General features: G+C 43.2%; 14 protein-coding genes. 10 read left to right on the plus strand and 4 right to left on the minus strand.

Features of this window, described 5'->3' with window-relative positions; genetic code table 11:
* The first annotated feature begins 345 nt into the window (after window positions 1-345).
* The 9 genes from H8S90_RS14195 (at window position 346) to H8S90_RS14235 (ending at window position 16366) form a co-directional block, all read left to right on the plus strand.
* Complete coding sequence (locus H8S90_RS14195; RefSeq protein WP_255501610.1) at window positions 346-1479, plus strand: family 43 glycosylhydrolase; 1134 nt, start codon at window positions 346-348, stop codon at window positions 1477-1479.
* A 247-nt stretch (window positions 1480-1726) separates the two neighbouring features.
* Window positions 1727-3259 carry a sulfatase gene (locus H8S90_RS14200; RefSeq protein WP_187338527.1) on the plus strand — a complete coding sequence of 511 codons (1533 nt, stop codon included), beginning with the start codon at window positions 1727-1729 and terminating at the stop codon, window positions 3257-3259.
* A 96-nt stretch (window positions 3260-3355) separates the two neighbouring features.
* A complete protein-coding gene (locus H8S90_RS14205; protein ID WP_255501611.1) occupies window positions 3356-6454 on the plus strand; it encodes a TonB-dependent receptor in 3099 nt (1032 codons plus the stop codon).
* 32 nt (window positions 6455-6486) lie between these two features.
* On the plus strand, window positions 6487-7962 hold the full coding sequence (locus H8S90_RS14210) for a RagB/SusD family nutrient uptake outer membrane protein (protein WP_255501612.1): 1476 nt from the start codon (window positions 6487-6489) through the stop codon (window positions 7960-7962).
* 25 nt (window positions 7963-7987) lie between these two features.
* Window positions 7988-9160: a family 43 glycosylhydrolase gene (locus tag H8S90_RS14215; protein WP_187338528.1), complete on the plus strand. Its 1173-nt coding sequence runs from the start codon at window positions 7988-7990 to the stop codon at window positions 9158-9160.
* 135 nt (window positions 9161-9295) lie between these two features.
* Window positions 9296-10684, plus strand: a complete 1389-nt coding sequence (locus tag H8S90_RS14220; protein WP_187338529.1) for a sulfatase — start codon at window positions 9296-9298, stop codon at window positions 10682-10684.
* A gap of 17 nt (window positions 10685-10701) precedes the next feature.
* The gene (locus H8S90_RS14225) at window positions 10702-12327 is read left to right on the plus strand and encodes an arylsulfatase (RefSeq protein ID WP_187338530.1); all 1626 of its coding nucleotides are present in this window, start codon (window positions 10702-10704) and stop codon (window positions 12325-12327) included.
* Window positions 12328-12472: 145 nt separating this feature from the next.
* The gene (locus H8S90_RS14230) at window positions 12473-13897 is read left to right on the plus strand and encodes a sulfatase (protein WP_255501613.1); all 1425 of its coding nucleotides are present in this window, start codon (window positions 12473-12475) and stop codon (window positions 13895-13897) included.
* A 3-nt stretch (window positions 13898-13900) separates the two neighbouring features.
* Window positions 13901-16366, plus strand: coding sequence for a glycoside hydrolase N-terminal domain-containing protein (locus H8S90_RS14235; RefSeq protein ID WP_222852096.1), 2466 nt, complete (start codon window positions 13901-13903; stop codon window positions 16364-16366).
* A 124-nt stretch (window positions 16367-16490) separates the two neighbouring features.
* Here H8S90_RS14235 and H8S90_RS14240 read toward each other — a convergent pair whose 3' ends face one another.
* Window positions 16491-16889, minus strand: a complete 399-nt coding sequence (locus H8S90_RS14240) for a helix-turn-helix domain-containing protein (protein ID WP_187338531.1) — start codon at window positions 16887-16889, stop codon at window positions 16491-16493.
* Between the two features lie 82 nt (window positions 16890-16971).
* Here H8S90_RS14240 and H8S90_RS14245 point away from each other — a divergent pair, with 82 nt between their 5' ends.
* Complete coding sequence (locus H8S90_RS14245) at window positions 16972-17859, plus strand: NAD(P)H-binding protein (RefSeq protein WP_187338532.1); 888 nt, start codon at window positions 16972-16974, stop codon at window positions 17857-17859.
* A 180-nt stretch (window positions 17860-18039) separates the two neighbouring features.
* On the opposite strand, the gene H8S90_RS14250 is transcribed toward H8S90_RS14245, so the two are convergent.
* The 3 genes from H8S90_RS14250 to H8S90_RS14260 form a co-directional block, all read right to left on the minus strand.
* The gene (locus tag H8S90_RS14250) at window positions 18040-18495 is read right to left on the minus strand and encodes an NUDIX domain-containing protein (protein ID WP_187338533.1); all 456 of its coding nucleotides are present in this window, start codon (window positions 18493-18495) and stop codon (window positions 18040-18042) included.
* Between the two features lie 24 nt (window positions 18496-18519).
* Window positions 18520-18693 (minus strand): hypothetical protein, encoded by a 174-nt coding sequence (locus H8S90_RS14255; protein WP_187338534.1) that lies wholly within the window; start codon window positions 18691-18693, stop codon window positions 18520-18522.
* Window positions 18694-19047: 354 nt separating this feature from the next.
* Window positions 19048-19452: a PleD family two-component system response regulator gene (locus tag H8S90_RS14260; RefSeq protein ID WP_187338535.1), complete on the minus strand. Its 405-nt coding sequence runs from the start codon at window positions 19450-19452 to the stop codon at window positions 19048-19050.
* Window positions 19453-19579: the final 127 nt, after the last annotated feature.

Below are 19579 nucleotides of genomic sequence, written 5' to 3' on the forward strand. Positions count from 1 at the left end.
TCAGCTTATTGCCAGGAAAATAATCGACCGTCTTCGTGTCATTTGACGCTGTTGCAAATAAAAGAAGAAGAGAAAGATGATTCTGTTCAAATTTTGGATGATTTGTCTCCTTTTTTACGAATTAGGTAATACCTTGTATAGAAAGACGCCATTTTTGTGAGATCATTCAACCAACTTTTGATTCATGTGATCAACAAAATATAACCTCTTTTGTATAGGACCAAAATTATCCATCTGACAGTAATCTACAAATGCCAAGTCGTTAATGGAAAAGACAGAAAAATATTGAATTTAGGTAATAGTAAAAATTTTAATAGAAGGATGTGTATAAAAATTCAAACAACAATGCTCTGGTTAGTCGTTATCAGTTGCCTGACACAAGAGGCTAAATCTCAAGAAAAAAATACAGGAGCAATAGTAAGCGCTTTAAAATCGCATGAGAAGGCCGTTTTGGTAAAAGATGATATATGGATAAGGGATCCTTATATCGTGTTGGGGTCCGATGACTACTATTACCTTACTGGGACCACGCAAATGCCTGAGGTAAAATTTGACGATGACACCAAATATAATGTGGGTCTGGGCGATTCCAGTAGGGTAGGATGGGCTGTAAGGGTCTGGAAAAGCAAGGATCTGGCGAATTGGACTTATGTAGGTGAACCATTTGATTTGTCTGATGGCTATTGGGCAGAAAAGGAGCCGACAGCTTTTAAGAATACTTCCCGAGGGAGGTGGCACTTATGGGCACCGGAATTGCATGTTGTAGGTGATAAATGGGTGTTGATCCATACTACTCCCGGTCCGGTAAAGGGCGGATCGAACCTAGCCCTAACGACCAGCAAAAGACTCCAAAAGCCGTATACTTTCCCGCTAGGCGATTTGGCTGCCAATTTACATGATCCTTCGCTATTTCAGGATACGGATGGTAAAGTATATCTGATATGGGCTAATACTAAAATCGTGCAATTGACAGCAGATATGACGCAGTTTATAGGGGAACCGAAAGCCATTCATCCGAGTACATTGAGGCAAATGCCTAATGGCAAACAAGAGCCCGGTATTGGGCATGAAGGCTGCACTGTTTTGAAAATAGGCGACAAATATGTATTATTCGGAACGGGGTGGTCTACCAATCAAGGTAGAAAAGGGAGCTATAACTTGTATTATGCTATTGCAGATTCCATTATGGGACCTTATGGGCCACGTAAGTTCGTCGGCAGATTTTTAGGACATGGTACACCTTTTCAGGATAAGGATGGTAAATGGTGGTGCACGGCGTTTTTTAATGCTAATGTACCACCATTGGAGCGGGAATGTATACAAACGAAGGATTTAAGCGATAATGCATACACGATCAATAAACAGGGGGTAACGCTGGTCCCGTTAGAAGTAAAGATTTTAGATAATGGCGAAATCGATATCCGTGCTAAAGACCTGGATTATGCAATTCCGGGACCGGACGAAGTGCAAAAATTATGAAATGATTTGCTTATTTAACGATTCAGAAAAACAAAATTTGGAAAATATGCCATAATTAAATTGCGTGCTTAATATTTTGCGATGTGATACCGGTCCCGGCTTAAAATTGTGGAGAGAAGATGAGACAAATAGACCAAAAATTGATCGAATATATCATTCTCTTTTTTTTAGCTTTGAAATGGCCAAAGCAATATCGCTAACCTGCGTCAATGGCCCTATCCCCTGATTGTGTAAATTATTGATTAATATGATAAGAAAGAACCTGAAAAAGAGCGACCTGAATACTTTAGTAGCACTTTTATTTATAGCTGTTTTCGCGCTATCAGGATGCGCCATTGATAAGAAAGCCAATGATAAGCGGCCCAATATCCTGTTTATTTTGATAGATGATTTAAAACCGGCCTTGGGCACTTATGGTGATTCGATTGCGATAACACCGAGCATGGATGGGCTCGCGGCTAAAGGGATGCGTTTCGATATGGCTTATGCTAATCAGGCGGTATGTGCGCCTTCTCGTTTTAATTTAATGCTGGGAAGCCGTTCATCGTCATCGGGCATTTATGGATTCGGTCAGAATTTTCGTGATTTTTATCCGGAAGCAACGACATTGCCCCAGTTTTTTAAAGAGCAGGGCTATCACACCGAGTCAATGGGTAAGGTATTCCATATCGGACACGGTACCTATAATGATGAGGGATCCTGGAGCGTGCCGCACCATAAGGATTTGGTCATAGAATATGTCGATCCGGCCAGTAAGGAGGAGGGCTTCACTAGGGAGGAGGCCTTGTTTTCAAATCAAAGCGCAAAAGGGCTGCCGCGTGGAGTGGCTTGGGAGTCGCCGGAAGTTGCTGACGATGCTTATGCGGATGGCCGAACAGCGGCCCGGGCGGCTAAACGGCTTAAGGAGCTCAGCGAGAACAAGCAAGGTGATCAGCCTTTTTTCCTTGCAGTGGGCTTTGCCAGACCTCATCTCCCATTTTCTGTACCCCAAAAATATTGGGACCTCTATCAGACGGAAAACCTTCCGATGCCTACTTATGAGAAAGCACCCGAGGGAGCTCCGCCTTATGCCGTAAAACGTGATACTGAAATAGACCAATATAAACCCGTACGACCGTCGTCGGAGCAGGATCCATTTCCGCTCGAGTTGAAGCAAAAACTTATTCATGGTTATTATGCCGGGGTCAGCTATGTGGATGCCCAGATTGGCAAGGTGCTACAGGCTTTGGAAGAGTCTGGGCTTGATGAAAACACCATTGTTGTACTTTGGGGAGACCATGGTTACCATCTGGGCGAAATGGGAATCTGGACCAAGCATGTCAATTACGAGCTGGCTAACAAAATTCCCTTGCTTGTTATTGCCCCGGGTGTTTCGCAGCCTGGTACGGTAACTTCACAGCTTGCAGAAACTGTAGATATTTATCCGACATTAGTAGAACTTGCCGGCTTTTCGCAACCAAGTGTTGAACAGCCCTTTGATGGTACCAGCCTAGTGCCCGTACTTCGAAATCCCAAAGCTAAAATCAGCGATCATGCCTATCATTGCTTTCCTCGCGGCGGACGTTTGGGCAGAGCTATTCGTACAGATCGTTACCGTTTGGTGGAATGGAAAAAAATAGGAGAACCAATCGAATCAGCAGAATACGAATTGTACGATTATCAAGATTCAGCTGTAGAGATAAAAAATATAGCCGCTGATAATCCTTCAGTTCTAGCTGAAATGAAAGAGATATTGGCCTCACATCCGGAAGCTGTTCCATCTCGGCCTGCAAATAACTGACAGGTTGCAATAATACATATTCATGCCTAAAAAACGGATTCAGCCGAATCCTTAGGGCTTTTTTTGACAAATTATTACCTAACCAATATAGTAAATATGATGAATCAATGGAGATCAATTAAGTCAATAGGCAGACTTAAATACCTGATATGGATATGTCTGCTGTTTGTACAGATGCAGGAACTTGCTGCTCAACAAGCGCAGGTGACAGGAAGAGTATTGGATGGAGAGGGAGAGGCTCTCCCAGGTGTCAGCGTGACGGTGAAGGGAACTTCAAATGCAACGATGTCAGACGGAGAAGGGCGCTTTTCATTACAAATTGCTTCACAAAACGCTGTCCTGAGGTTTAGTTCTGTAGGGTATGAAGTAAAGGAATTAGCCTTAAATGGAGAAAAACAAGTAGAGGTGACCTTAATCGCCGAAAGTACGGCTTTAGACGAAATCGTCGTGATCGGCTACGGCGCCGTAGCTAAAAGTGATCTTACCGGGTCTGTTGCATCGGTCAAAGCGGAAGATCTGACTAAAGGAGCTAATATGAACATGCAACAAGCTTTACAAGGCCGCACACCCGGCGTGCAGATCTATCAGAAGAGCGGCGAGCCGGGAGCAGCGATGAGTGTACAGATTCGTGGTATTACGTCAATCACGGGGAATAACGCGCCCTTGTATGTAATCGATGGTATGCCCGTAAATGATGCGGCAGCTATTGGCCCTGCAAGTGTTGGCGGCGCAACGAACAATCCCAATAACCGCACGCCACTCAACGCCCTTAACCCAGCTGATATCGCATCCATCGAGGTACTCAAAGATGCATCCGCAACGGCTATTTATGGCTCACGTGGTGCAAATGGTGTAGTGCTTATTACCACTAAAAAAGGTAAAGATGGCCAAATAACGGTAGCTTATGATGCGAGTTACGGTCAACAACAAGTAGCCAATACGCAGCGCTATATGACTGGTGAGGAATACAGCTCGGCGATAAATGGAATTATAGATGAGGGGCAACTAAATAGGAATACCTTTCAACCTGTTGAAGGAATCAATCATAATACGGATTGGCAAGCATTACTTTTACGGAATGCACCCATCCAAAGTCATGATGTCGCTTTTAGCGGTGGTAATAACCTAACGAAGTACCATGTATCGGTCGGCTATTTTGATCAGGAGGGTATTATGCTAAACTCTTCCACTACGCGTTATAACGCAAGGGTCAATCTGGAAACGGGTGTTTCTTCGAAATACAATATTGGTATTAATTTATCTACGGCTTATATCAAAGACCGCTACAATGCGAATGGAACGGGTGTTAATGACAATGCGAGTGCCTTGTATATGGCACAGAATTATGACCCTACGGTTCCCGCTTATGGTGAAGATGGTTCTTATTTTCGTTCACCTTTAATGGCGCCGATGGATAACCCGTTGGCGGTAATTAATGGACAGTATACTGATGGTGCCACTTATCGGACTTTCGGTAATCTCTACGCCGAATACTTTATTCTTCCATCACTATCGGCAAAAGCCCGAGTGGGTACGGATATCAATATTTCGCAACGGAATTTTTGGATAGACCCATCTACATTGACGGGTGCATCCTATAATGGCTATGCGGATGCCAGAGATGGAAAGCGTACCTATTACCTCTTGGAAGGGACCTTAAACTATAACAAGACCTTTGGAGACCATAGCCTGTCTGCCGTGGTAGGTTCTACTTATGAATATTATACTTCCAGCGTGCTGCTAGCGAACTCCCGTGATTTTCCGCTATCCGACTTGACCTATTACGGTATTGGATGGGGGGATGCAACTTTAAATCGTGTGGATAACGGGGCTGAGGAAAATATTTTACTTTCATACCTCGGCCGGGTAAATTATAGTTTTGCCGGTAAATATTTATTTACCGGATCAATCCGGGCAGATGGTTCAGCTCGTTTTGGCTCTGAACAACGTTTTGGCTATTTTCCTTCTGCGGCATTTGCCTGGAAAGCCAAAGAGGAATCGTTTCTTCAGGATGTCTCTTTTCTGAATGACCTAAAAGTACGAGCGAGTTTTGGTATGACGGGAAATCAACCGAATGTCAATTACCTGTATTTCTCCACCTATGCGCAAGGTCGAATGGCTGTTTTCGATGGGCAACGCATTAACACTATTGCTCCTACGAGAAGTTCGAATCCGTTCTTAAGATGGGAGTCTGCTAATCAATATGATCTTGGTGTTGATTTTGCGCTCTTTAATGCTAGAATATCAGGTACTTTAGATTATTACAATAGAAGAACATCCAACCTGCTCTATAATGTGCCTCAACCGCTAAGCACAGGCTTTGGTGGCCGGACGGAAAATGTAGGCAGCATGCAAAATACAGGTGTGGAGTTCTCCTTAAATGGGACGGTTATTGAACATCAGGACTTTAACCTGGATGCCGGTTTTAACATCACAACATTAAAAAACAAAATACTAAGTTTAGGTAACGTAGAGGAATTTATCGGTTCTGGGCCGGGTAATGTTGGCCAGTATAGCATTTTAAAGCCTGGTGAATCTATGGGTTCATTCTATGGATATATCGTGGACGGTGTTTGGCAGGAAGGAGATGATTTCTCTTTGGCGCAACCTGGGGTAAGACCAGGCGATTTAAAGTATCGCGATATGGACAATAACCGTGTGATCAATGCCAATGATCGTACCATATTGGGCAGTTCATTACCAGACTTTTATTATGGCTTTAATGTAAACATGCGCTATAAAAGCTTCGGACTATCCGTTTTCTTTGAGGGCTCAAAAGGTGCTATGATGCTGAATAGCAGTTTGATGGACTCTTATTATCCGGTAGATTTTCGTCGTAATAAATTGGCCGAATTGTATCTGAACCGTTGGACGGCAGCAAATCCAAGCAATGAATATCCGTCATTTATACCTGGGGATGTGCAGGGCGCAAGACCAGTCACCAATAAAACTGTTGAAGATGCGTCTTATCTGCGTTTGCAATCGGTACGTTTCTCTTACCAAATTCCTTTGCCCGAGAAGTTCTTTGTACGTACGGCTACACTATTTGTGAACGGACAGAATTTGCACACATTTACTAACTATTCAGGTGCAGACCCTGCGGTAAATGCAATTGGGGATGATATATTGCGTGTCGATTATAATTCCTATCCGTTGACACGTACATTCTTAGCAGGTTTAAACGTGCAATTTTAAATATGATAATGACATTAAAAACCACGATCGAGATGAAAAGGATAATATATTTAATAAGCTTCTTCCTATTGATGGGATGTTTTGTGTCTTGCAGTCATCTGCTTGAGGTGACCCCCAATGCGGAGCTGACACCCGAAAACGTATTGACTTCGGAAGCAGGGATGAAGTCATTGTTATTTTCTGCATATGCAGAACAACAAACACAGGAGAATTCAAGGTTTGTGATCAATAGCGCTGAAGTGTCTACTGATATGGCGTTCAATTCCGGTGGAGCGGAGAACGGGCAGCTTATACATTTTATTAATTTTTCTTGGGATCCTACCATATTTATTTTTCAAGGAGAACTTTGGGCACCAAACTATCGCTGTATAAGGGATGCCAATGGTGTGATAGAAAACATTGATGGTGTAAACACGACGGAAGAAACCAGAAAGCTTTTTCTGGCTGAAGCCAGGATGCTACGGGCACAGGCATATGCCATTTTATACAATAGTTTCGGACCGGTTCCGCTTCGCCTTTCTTCAGAGCAAACAGGTGATTTGGCAAGGGCAACGGATGAAGAGATGAAAGCCTTTATTGAATCAGAAATTGTCGCTGCTATTCCAGATTTACCTGACCCCGGGCAGGAGGAGGCTTTCGGACGTTTTAATAAGGGAAATGCAAACGGCATTTTAGCCAAGTTTTTCTTGAATACGAAGCAATGGCAGAAAGCTGCGGACGCGGCAAAAGCCGTGATCGACTTCAACTATTATAGTACTACGCAGTATGCATTTAAAGATTTGTTCAAGGTACAGCATGAGGGTATGAGCAATAGAGAAATGATGTTGGTATTGCCCTGTAGAAACGAGGCGGGTTTCGGTAATTGGTTTATGGCAGGCGCATTGCCACCGGGATTTACAAGTACTCCCCAACTACCTGAATTCAACTATCAGGCTTCCATGTCTAATTTTGCTACGCAATACCGCTTGCGTACTGCATTTGTTAATAGCATGGCGGAGGAGGATCTGCGACGATCATTGATCTGCACAAGTTACATCAACAATAATAATGTAACGGTAGACCTTCTCGAAGATGATAATGCCCGTAGCTTTAAATATTGGGACAACGCGACGATAGGTAATAATAGCGGAAACGATGTACCGGTTTTGCGTTATGCGGATATCTTGTTAACACGGGCAGAAGCTTTAAATGAATTGGCCGGTCCTACGGAAGAATGCTTTTCGCTGATTAATCAGGTTAGGACACGGGCAGGATTAGGGGATTTAACTTTGGCCGATGCCGGAACACAGGAAGGCTTTCGGGAAGCAGTATTTAGCGAGCGTGGATGGGAGTTTATTTCGGAAGGTAAACGTCGCGAGGATTTAATTCGTCAGGGAACTTTTTTATCGTCAGCGATTGAAAGGGGTGTTTCGGCTGATCTGGCAACGCCAGATAAAGTATTATATCCTATTCCACAGTCTGAAATTCAGGCGAATAAACTTTGCGTACAGAACAGCGGCTATAATTAAATAGATTTTAAAAAATATCAGTAAAATGGCGGCATTCAAATATTTTTTCATACCATTTCTGTTGGTCTTCTCTTTAATTACCTGTTGGGCACAGGTCCATCTCGATAATAATGAAAGTTTCAGCGATCCTCACGCGCCGATAGGGGACACTGCACTTACCATTCCTCCAACCGTGAAACCTCTATTGGATGTGTGGATGCGGGACACTTATGTTACCTATGGACCTGATGGCAATTATTATTTAACAGGTACAACAGCTACACCGGGACGTAAATTTCCCGGACAAGTGCATTGTTGGGATTACAATGATGGCTTGTACTTATGGCGCTCGCCAGATCTTAAAAATTGGGAGCCTTTAGGTAGAATATGGTCTTTTGACGATGATGCCGCGGCTTGGCAAAAAGCTGGTAAGCCCATCAAAGAAGGCAGCGTATCGTTAAATGGCGATCCGCTCGACTCGATGTACCGTGCGGTATGGGCGCCCGAATTACATTATATTAAAAGTAAAAAGAAATGGCTTCTAATCGCTTGTTTAAATGGTGATAAAGGCTCCTTTGTATTGGAAAGCATTTCTGGAAAACCGGAGGGGCCTTACCGCAATATAAAGGGGAACGAACAGCAGGCGATTTTCGATAATATCGATCTCAGCGCTTTTGAGGATGACGACGGCAGCGTTTATCTTCTCGGACACAATCATTATATTGCCCGCATGAAAGACGACCTCACTGACATTGCCGAGCCTTTTAAGCGTCTTGACGAAACGCCCTATCCTAAAGAACCTTATATTGAAGGCGTATGGTTAACTAAGCACCATGGTAAATATCAATTGCTGCAAACGGTCTGGTCTGTACCTTTACCAGCGGGTGGATATACCTATTTGAGAAATGAAAAGCCCGGTGAAACCTTGCATAGCTATGATGTAGTTGTTGCAGAATCAGACCACATCTATGGACCTTACGGAGTGCGTTATCCAGCTATTTTGGAAGGTGGGCATAACAATCTTTTTCAAGATAGGAATGGAGGGTGGTGGTCGACTACGTTTTTTAATCCACGAGGTGTTATGGGAACTAGATTCCCGAAGACATGTCGACCGGCGATTTTTCCGGTAAAGTGGGAGGAAAATCGTCTAAAGCCGGATGTAAGGGCCACGGCGGATTTTTATTCAACATCAAACAATAATGAATTATATCGTAATTGATCATGAATTGCCTAGGTTTAACAAGACAAATATGCCAAATTCTGATCAGGTAGTCCTATCGATTTTAGCTACCTTTGAAAGGGTATATGGTTTTTTTGCCTTGGAATTTGCCGATTCGAATCTAAATAAAAGTGTATGAACAAGTATCTTTTTATTATCGCCTGTTTTTTTCTTCATTCTGCGTCTGCACAAAATAGTGTTGTTGATCAATCGAAGATTACAGGAAGTGAGCGTCCTAATATTGTGATTATCATGGCCGACGACCTTGATTCAAGGCAGCTAAGCTGTTATGGAGGGGAGAATATTCAAACCAACCATATCGATGAGCTGGCCACTCAAGGCTTGAAATTCAACTCGCTCATCGCTTCTGAACCCATGTGCATCCCGACAAGAGCATCGCTGCTGACTGGCCTCTACCCGGTAAAGCACGGCGCCTATCAAAATCATAAACCCGTTTACGGAGACCTAAAAAGTGTAGTGCATTATCTCAATCAAGCAGGCTATCGGGTAGGCTTGACAGGCAAAGATCATATGACGAAACCGGTCGCAGTTTTTCCCTTCGATATCGTTCCTGGCTTTGAACCGAACTGCGTATCAGAAACAGACGATTATACCTTGGATAGTGTGCGACAGTATATCCGGCAAGAGGATCCTTTTTGCCTGTTCGTGATGAGTATTAACCCTCATGCACCTTGGACGGTAGGAGACCCAAGTGAATTCGATCCCGATAAGCTTAAATTGCCACCACATTGGGTGGATACGGAGCTGACGCGAACCCAGTTCTGCAAGTACCTTGCCGAAGTGCGTCGATTGGACAATCAAGTTGGAGACGTGATGGCCCTGTTGGCCGAAACGGGAATCGACGATAATACCATCGTTATTTTCCTTGGTGAACAGGGACCGCAATTTCCCGGTGGAAAATGGACATTATTTGATAATGGGCAACGGAGCTCCATGATCGTTAAATGGCCCGGTAAGGTAAAGCCAAAAACAGAAACTAATGCCATTGTGCAATATGAAGACATCACGCCTACCTTGGTGGATATTGTTGGAGCGGATCCGATAAATGCTTTGGATGGAAGGAGTTTTAAAGGAGTCTTGGATGGAAAGACCAAAGAACACAGAAAAGTAGCCTATGGCATTCATAACAATATACCGGAAGGTCCGCCTTATCCGATAAGAAGCATAAGTGATCACCGTTACAAGCTTATTCGAAATCTTACACCGGATTCAAGTTATTACATCAAGTATATGATGAATACGCAGAATGACCGATTGGCATGGACAACTTGGGTGCAAAAAGCTGCAGATAGCGATCGCGATAAAAAGCTTGTTGACAGGATTGCAAATCGACCGGCAATTGAATTTTATGATATACGGAACGACCCCTATGAGTTGGAGAACTTAGCTGAGCACCCCGAACACCAAGCGTTAATTAAGCAATATATTGATCAACTGGATCAGTGGATGGTCGAACAAGGGGATGAAGGTGCCGCCCTGGATGTGCCTATTAAAAGAAAATAAAAAATAAACGGTTAAACATGAAAGCTGAATTATCTTTTTTTATAGGATTTACCCTTCTGCTACATTCCTTTACGCTCAGGGCGCAAGATAAGCGGCCAAACGTCGTGCTCATTATGGCCGATGATATGGGCTATGCTGACGTGGGCTGTTACGGAGGAGAAATTGAAACGCCTAATATTGATCGATTGGCTTTCAATGGTTTGCGTTTCAGGCAATTTTATAATAATGCGCGATGCTGTCCCAGTAGGGCTTCTCTAATGACCGGCTTATACGCACATCAAGCAGGAATCGGTCATATGACTAATGATCCGGAAGATAGTACGGCTTTTAATTACGGTTCGCCGGCCTATCAAGGCGATATCAATAACCAGTCGCTTACCATTGCCGAGGTAGTCAAAGATGCCGGTTACCAAACTTTTATGGCCGGCAAATGGCATTTGGGCTATCATGATAAAGATAAATGGCCTTTACAAAGAGGCTTTGATAAATATTTTGGTATTCTGTCTGGAGGAGCTAACTATTTTAATCCCACAGGAAAGCGTGGGTTGACGTTTATGAATGATCCAGTTGAACCGGAAGGTACGGAGTTTTATATGACGGATGCCTTTACCGATTACGCCATGCGCTTTATAGAAGAAAGTGCTGACAAACCGGAGCGGCCTTTCTTTTTGTATCTGGCCTATACCAGTCCGCATTGGCCTCTCCATGCACTGGAAAAGGATATTGACAAATACCGGGGAAAATATAAAAAAGGTTGGAAAGAACTCCGTCGGGAGCGTTTGGAGCGTATGAAAAAGTTAGGGGTGGTAAGTACAGAAACAACACTAAGTCCGGATGATGGTGCCGATTGGGATAGCTTAACTCCCGAACAGCAGGATGAAATGGACTATCGTATGGCGATATATGCTGCACAGGTGGACCGTATGGATCAGAATATTGGTAGGGTGATAAAAACACTTGAAGATTTAGGTGAGCTTGATAATACACTGATCTTTTTTCTGACGGATAATGGCGCCTGTGCTGAGGGCGGGGATTTAGGTGGCGGAAAAAAAGAACTTTTGGGTACCGATCAAGGATTTTTATTGAGCTATGGCCAGTCCTGGGCCAATGCTTCTGCCACGCCATTTAAGAGATATAAGCATTGGGTACATGAGGGAGGGATCAATACGCCCTTCATAGTGCATTGGCCCGAAAAGATCCAAAAAGAAATACAGGGTAGCTTTACCGACCAATATGGGTTCCTGCAAGACATTATGGCCACCATTGCTGACGTTGCGGTGGCTGAATATCCAACACAATATAAGGGGCAAGAGACCGTACCCCTACAGGGAGAGAGTATGTCACATTTATTCTCGGGACAAGAAACGCCTATTCATACGGCACCCATTTTTTGGGAACATGAAGGCAATGCTGCGGTGAGACAAGGCAATTTTAAATTGGTAAAGGCCTTTGAGCCGGATGGAGGTGCGCGCTGGGAGTTATACGATATTCCAAAAGACCGTTCGGAGCTGAATGACCTGTCGGAAGCTATGCCGGAGGTGGTTGCTAAGCTTTCTAAAAGTTACGACGAATGGGCTAAAGAAACCGGGGTGATGCCTTATGACGAGATTCTCAAAATAAGAGCAGAGCGGGACAAAAAATAATAGCCATTATCTACGGTTGTAAGGTAACAGTTGTCGATCATCGATGACACCACCAAGCGCCTATTGATAGGAGAACAGCTTTGAGGAGGGGTATACGGGCTTACCGCATAAAAAATGAGTAAGGATGCGTTTAAATTAATTGACAATGAAGGAAAAAATATTAACTAATATACATCATGTTTTTAGTGTACGTCGAAAGTTAACAGCATATTTGGGAGTAATGCTCCTGATAGGCATATTGTTCAGTCATAAGAATCGGGAAGAGCCGGATAGCGCTCAGCCCAATATCATTGTCATTTTAACGGACGACATGGGATTTGGAGATATCGGTTGTTTTGGGGGGCGCTTTGTGCCGACGCCGAACATTGATCGTTTAGCTGCTAATGGTTTGAAGTTAACACAATATTACAGTGCAGCGCCAATCTGTTCCCCGTCAAGAGCAGGCTTGTTAACGGGAACCTATCCCGGCCGATGGAACTTTTCGACTTACCTGGATAACAGGGAACATAACCGAAAGGCCGAGCAGATTGATTTTCTAGATCCGCAGGCGCCTTCTATGGCACGCTTTTTTAAGCAGGCGGGCTATGTTACCGCGCATTTTGGGAAATGGCACCTTGGGGGAGGACGAGACGTGGATAATGCTCCAGCTTTTGATCAATATGGCTATGACGAACATGTAAGTACTTATGAGAGCCCAGAGCCTGACCCCTTGATTACGGCTACGGACTGGATATGGTCTGATGAGGATAGTGTGAAGCGATGGGATAGAAGCATGTATTTTGTGGATAAAACCCTGGATTTCCTGGCGAGAAATAAAGAAAAGCCTTGTTTTATCAATCTTTGGCCGGATGATGTGCATACCCCTTGGGTACCCCGTGAATCCCGGGAGGCAACTGATGGAGACTTAACGCGCCGGGAGGGGGAAACTACGTTTAAATTTGTTTTAAAAGAATATGATATACAGATAGGCAGATTAATGGAAGGTTTGGAAAAGTTGGGCCTGGCGGAAAATACTATTGTTATTTTTACCAGTGATAACGGACCACTGCCCAGCTTTCAGGGAAGTCGGGCAGGGGGGCTAAGGGGTTCTAAGGCATCCTTATATGAAGGGGGTACGCGGATGCCTTTCATCATCAGCTGGCCGGGTCGTATCCAGGCTGGTACGACCGACGAAATATCCGAAGTCAGCGCGATCGACTTGGTTCCCACACTGACCGCTATGGCAAATGTGGAGTTACCGGGCGCTTATGAGGGCGATGGCGTTGATAGGAGCGCCGTCTTTCTGGGGCAGCCTTCACTGCGGGAAAAAGAAATATACTGGGAATATGGAAGAAATGACATCGCTTTCAATTACCCAAAGGGAAAAGATAGGAGCCCTAATTTAGCCGTCCGATCAGGAAAATGGAAGTTTTTGATGAACAGTGATGGCAGCAATCAACAGTTGTATAATATTGTGGCAGATAAAAATGAAACCAGGGATTTGTTAGCAGACCAACCGGAAATAGCCGGAACATTAAAGGGAAAGCTAAAAAAATGGTGGAATTCATTACCTAAATTGACCAACAATTAAATTATGATGAAACACTTGATTTGTATATACGCTTTACTATTTGCTATAGAACTCGGTGCTCAAGAGCATAGTTCACTTAAGCTTTGGTATGATCAGCCCTCCGGTAAAACCTGGGAAAATGCTTTGCCCATAGGGAATGGTCGTTTGGGTGCGATGGTCTATGGCAATGTAGGGATGGAAAGTATTCAACTGAATGAACACAGCTTCTGGAGCGGTAGCCCAAATAGGAATGATAATTCCAAATCCCTGGATGAGCTGGAACGTATCCGTGCGTTAATATTTGAGGGAAAACAGAAGGAAGCCGAAGCTTTAGCCAACGATGCCATCGTTAGCGCAACATCACATGGCCAAATGTTTCAGCCTGTAGGTTCGCTTAAATTGGGCTTTGATGGACATGATAACTATTCGGATTACTACCGAGAACTGGATCTGGAAAGAGCGCTAACAACAACCCGTTATAAGGTGGAAGATGTAACCTATACCAGGCGGGTGCTGGCAGCAATTCCAGATCGTGTTATTGCTATACACCTATCGGCTGATAAGGCGGGTAGCCTTTCATTCAATGCGTTTTATGCTACGCCACAACCTCGTGCAAAGGTAAGCACGGCAGCTAAGAATAGACTACTATTGGCTGGAACGGGTCTCGATCATGAGGGTGTGCCGGGCAAGGTGAAATTTAAAGGGATAGCTGAAATCCAACCAACTGGTGGAACACTCGTAGAAACAGATACTTCCATCTTGGTGAAAAATGCTGATGCAGTTACCATTTATATTTCCATTGCTACAAATTTTAAACGCTATGATGACTTGAGTGGGGATGAAACGCAAGAGGCAGAAAGATATTTGGACGAGGTGGTTCATAAATCTTTTGATCAGGTGTTTGATGAACATGTGGTGGCTTACCAGCAGTTGTTTAATAGGGTAGGGCTTGATCTAGGGACTAATGAGGCCGCTAAACTTCCAACTGATCAACGCCTGAAGCAGTTCAATGTTTCAAATGATCCATCTTTTGCGGCGCTTTATTACCAATTTGGTCGTTACCTGCTGATCTCGTCTTCACAACCTGGAGGGCAACCGGCTAATCTGCAAGGTATTTGGAATGATAAGTTGGAGCCAGCGTGGGACAGCAAGTACACGATTAACATTAATGCCGAAATGAATTACTGGCCAGCAGAGAAAACTAATCTGGCTGAGCTGCACGAGCCTTTCTTACAGATGGTGCAGGAGCTGGCCGAAACAGGTAAGCAAACAGCGCGCGATATGTATGGTGCTAGAGGATGGATGGCACACCACAATACGGATATATGGCGGATAACCGGAGCGGTAGATGGGGCTTTTTGGGGAGCTTGGACGCAAGGTGGTGCCTGGACCAGCCAACACCTGTGGGAACACTACCTCTATAATGGGGATCGGAATTTCCTGAATAAGGTTTATCCGGTATTGAAGGGTGCAGCGATGTTTTATGTAGATTTTTTAGTGAAGCACCCTAAATATAACTGGCTGGTGGTTAACCCTGACGAGTCGCCGGAAAACGCACCGGCAGCCCATCAGGGATCTTCTTTGGACGCGGGCACAACGATGACCAACCAATTGGTGTTTGATGTGTTCTCTGTAGCGATCCGTGCAGCCGAAATATTAAAAAAGGACATACCTTTTGTTGATACCTTGAAGCAGATGCGCAGCCAGCTACCACCAATGCATATTGGCCAACATGGGCAATTACAGGAGTGGCTGGATGACGTAGACGACCCAAAGGATAATCACCGGCATATTTCACATTTATATGGCTTATACCCATCGAACCAGATATCACCGCACCGCACGCCAGAATTGTATAGTGCCGCCAAAAATACATTGATGCAACGTGGGGATGTTTCTACAGGATGGAGCATGGGTTGGAAGGTGAATTGGTGGGCGAAAATGCTGGATGGCAATCATGCATATAAACTTATTCAAGACCAGTTGACTCCTGTAGGAACTAATGAGGGAGGTGGCGGAACCTATAATAATCTTTTTGATGCGCACCCACCATTTCAGATTGATGGTAACTTCGGTTGTACATCCGGTATTACTGAGATGCTGATGCAAAGCGCAGACGGTAGCTTACATCTTATTCCGGCTTTACCTGATGTATGGAAAGAAAAGGGGAGTGTGGCTGGTTTGCGGGCAAGAGGTGGTTTCGAATTAGTGCGCATGATCTGGAAAGACGGCAAGGTAATCAAAGCTGTAATCAAATCTAATCTCGGCGGTAACCTTCGGTTACGTGTGCCGAACGCGATGCGTATAGCGGGAACTGGAAATCTCGAAAGTGCTTCGGGGGAAAATGACAACCCTTTTTATGTCGTAGAAAACTCCGTGGCGCCCGTCATTTCAACGGACGCAAAGATAAATACACCTGATATACAGCAAAGCTTGGTATATGATTTGCCAACCGAACCAGGGAAATTATATACCGTGGAGGCAGAATGAACAAGAACTAATCTGCAGACTATAGTGGTTAAGGTTGTGAGTGGTAATGTTTTTTACCTGACCTATTACGTACAACGGCCGGGTTAATGAGGCGGTCTCGAATTGGAAGGTTATGGTTTGCGGATTATTCTTTCGGAAAGTCGGCCATTTGTTTCTGAAATTGTTCGGATTGGTTTCCGCTATGTCCCACAGCCCATTCTGCCATTGCAAACAAAACAGGTCTTAATGCTCTGCCCTGTTTTGAAAGTTGGTATGTTACGTGAGGTGGAACAACCGGTTTTGATTTTCTAATAACTAGGCCGTCTGCTTCCAACTGTTTTAAATGTTGTATCAGTACCTTTTCAGTAATGGTCGGAATGGATTTTTTTAGCTCACTGTATCGTTTTTTCCCCGATAGCAGGTTGAACAAAATAATAGGTTTCCAATATCCGCCAAATTTTTCCATGACAAATGTTACGGGGCAAGAAGCAAAGGCTTTGCTCTTATTTTCCTGAATGGTTGATGCTTCTTTTATCGCGGTCATCGTTATGCATACTATGGGGTAAGTACTTGTACAAAAGTAAGTGCAAATTTACTTTTGTACAAGTAATTTAAAACAAAAAAAGATGAAAGTAACGGTAACGGGCTCTTTGGGAAATATTAGCCGTATTCTCATAGAAAAATTGGTGGCAATAGGCCATGAAGTAAAAGTAGTAAGTTCCAATGTAGAACGTGCAAAAGAAATTGAACGGTTAAATGCGATACCAAATATCGGAAGAGCTGATGATTTGGTTTTTGTGAATACAGCGTTTAAAGATGCAGATGTTGTATATACGATGGTCCCGCCAAGTTACGGCACTACTGCGTTGATAAAAAAGGTTGGAGATATTTACGCAAGCGCTATAAAAGCTAACGAAGTTTCTCGTGTGGTAAATCTGAGTGGAATTGGGGCGCATTTGCCGGATGGACCCGGACCATCAAGTGCTAATTTTTACATCGAAAATTTATATAATTCTTTAAGTCACACCAATGTTTTGCACTTACGCCCCGGTATGTTTTACAGTAACTTCTACGGTGCGATGGCGTTGATAAGAACCCAGAATATCATTGGAAATAATTTTGATGAAAATGTTGCTTTAGCATTAACTCATCCCCGAGATATTGCAGATGTTGCGTTGGAAGCAATGACCAATAGTGTTTTTGGGGGGAATGCTACTAAATATGTTGTAAGCGATGAAATTACAGGAAAGGAGATTGCTGAAAAACTTGGAAAAGCAATTGGAAACCCTGATTTAAAATGGATTCAATTTTCTGACGAAGAAATGTTCCAGGGTCTTTTACAGCAAGGAATGTCCGAACAAATGGCAACCACATATATTATTGATACGGGCAAAGCACTAAGAAACGGAAGTTTGTTGCAAACGTATTTTACTGAGAGAACGGTTTTATTGGGCAAAACCAATTTTGATGATTTTGCCAAAGAGTTTTCGGTGATTTACAATTCAAAGTTTTAGAAATGGCATAACAAAAAAGAAAAAATAGATTGGATAGATAGCCATGAATATCCTTTTGATTCAAAATTCATTGAAACAGACAAAGGAAAAACATGCTATTTGGACGACGGAGTGGGCGGGATCTTACTATTTGTTCACAGAAACCCGAATCCGGCGAATAACCTGACAGATGAATAGTTTTCAGCTGTAGCTTGCTTCCAGTTCTTCGAGCCAAGGTATCTGTGCAGGATTGATTTTTAGTTTGTCTTCAGTAATAGTGAACCAGGCAGCCTTGTCGATTTCGGGAAAACGTTGTGCTTTACCAGATCGAGGAGGCCATTCTATCGCAAAGGTGTTACTATGGATAGTTGCTTCATCCAGATCTGCTTCTACTGCCCATGCAAGGATGATTTTGCCGCCCTTTTGTTTGACCGTTGGTAGAGGGATGAATACGCCATCGATAAATGTGCCTGTTTCTTCGTGAAATTCACGTTTAGCGGCTTCCAATGGCTGTTCGTGGGATGGGTATTCACCTTTGGGGATGGTCCAGCTACTCAGATCTTTTTTTGCAAAATAAGGGCCTCCGGGGTGAACGAGAAATACTTGTAATGCTGGTTTTCTTCTGAAAACCAACAGACCTGCGCTTTGTTTTGCCATAATGTTTATAAAGAATCATCTCGGCTAACTATGGAATAATTCCGACCCCGCTAATAGAAATGTTAGAACGACTCCTGTAAAGGTGAGAGCCAACACGATAATCGTGTTGCTTTGTTCCAAACGGCGTTTCGCGTGCGCGGTTACCTTGAATATCCGGCCGTGTTTAGCATAGTTGTTTAATGTGCGTCTGCTTGGCATGTTTTTAATAGATTAGATTTAATAATAGTTTGATAATAGTTACAGAGGGCAACTACCCGGTTTGATAAGGTTAATAACACCTAAGAAACCTGTTGCCGGTGATGTATTCATTTTTAGTTAGTTATAGAGCGATCACAGCAAATTTAGTTCCAAAAATTTCTGATAAAACAAGCTGATCAAATTTTGTATAAATTTGTTTAAAACCTCTTAGTTGTAACAAATGTGCGACATGCTGATTGAGGCATTGGTTTTGATGTTTACAGTTGAAACCTGACATTTATCACAATTGAGAAAAAAGCTCTTTTTTAAAAGAGCTTTTTTTATTTTACAGTTTTCACGGTCGCGATTAAGAAGTTAGTTTTTTTCGCTACTTGGAATAACTTTAGTTTTGTTTTGATCTGAATAATTTAGATTTACTGTAGCAATGATATCGTAAATGTCGAAAGGTTTTCTAATATACCCGTCGGCTAAGCAATCTTTTGCGATATGAGGAATGTCCCACGAAGCGGATATCATAATAACCGGAATATCACGGTAATTACGGTCTGCTTTAAGTTTTTTGCACAGGTCACTCCCTTGGCAACCATTTAATCTTTCGTCCATAAGGATCAGTCCGAAATTATGCTTTTTTAATAGCGAGAATAGATTTTCTCCAGAATCCATGACGACTTGAACGTCTTCGTCTTTTAAGATGTCTAGAATTATAGACTGTAAACTGTCGTCGTCTTCAATATACAATACACTTTTCGTGGCTTTCACAGTAATAACTTGTTAATCATTTATACAAAATCTTGATAGAAAACGAAGGCGAATAAAGGTGTACTACCAGCGATAATAAAGCAAATCCTGTGCAAATGCAAGGTTTAGTCTGTTGATTTATTGTAAA

Origin of the sequence: Olivibacter sp. SDN3, from assembly GCF_014334135.1 — a bacterium.
Lineage (GTDB): Bacteria > Bacteroidota > Bacteroidia > Sphingobacteriales > Sphingobacteriaceae > Olivibacter.